This window comes from Synechococcus sp. R3-13, assembly GCF_047462195.1.
Classification (GTDB): domain Bacteria; phylum Cyanobacteriota; class Cyanobacteriia; order Thermostichales; family Thermostichaceae; genus Thermostichus.
This window is the reverse complement of the sequence record NZ_JANSIO010000174.1, coordinates 1-598: the sequence shown is the minus strand read 5'-3', so window position 1 is coordinate 598 and position 598 is coordinate 1. Positions and strand designations below refer to the sequence as shown.

General features: G+C 63.4%; 2 protein-coding genes. One reads left to right on the top strand and one right to left on the bottom strand.

From position 1 onward, the window contains the following. Positions 1 to 210, bottom strand: a 210-nt coding sequence (locus NW856_RS05350; protein ID WP_414399434.1) for an argininosuccinate synthase domain-containing protein, incomplete at its 3' end; no start/stop codon positions are given. 140 nt (positions 211 to 350) lie between these two features. On the opposite strand from NW856_RS05350, the gene NW856_RS05345 reads away from it, so the two are divergent. Further along, positions 351 to 598: hypothetical protein (locus tag NW856_RS05345; RefSeq protein WP_414399433.1), on the top strand; the 248-nt coding region annotated here is incomplete at its 3' end.

Genomic DNA, 598 nt, shown 5'->3' with positions numbered 1-598 from the left:
GAGGGCCTGGACAGCCTCCCGCACCAGAGATTGCTCTGCCCCCGCCCTGAGGGCTTTGGCCTGAATGGCCTCCAGCTCCGCCCCCTGCCCCAAGTCGACTGCCAGGGCCACCACCGATTCCACCCCCCACTCGTGCTTGAGATAGGGAATGCAGACGGAAGTATCCACCCCGCCTGAATAGGCCAATACCACCTTCTTTGCCCGTCCCATGGGATCCCGCTGTTGCCGTTAAAAAGTTGCTAGCCCATTATGCCCTGTGGCAGGGATCCTGGCTGGCCTCAATGTCGGTTTCCTCAGCTATTCTCAAGGGGATTTCTCCTGCCGGGGAAAGGCCGGGGGTGTGAGTGAGCATGGCTGGCAAAAAGACGGCTGCGGCGTGCCGGGGATCTGAGCCCAAGCGAACTGTGGGGCTGGGGATCCTGTCGCTGCTGAGCTTTGTGGCCGGGATGGGGTTTGCCGCCCTCTCCCAGCCAGAGGTGGGATCCCCTGTTGCCGTCTCCGAGCCGGAGGTGCCCCGTTTTACCGCCCACGGTTGGCCCTTGTTGGATCCCTTGCCGCAGCCGGACGAGATTTGGGAGTGCGAGCTGGTGGTGGTGGG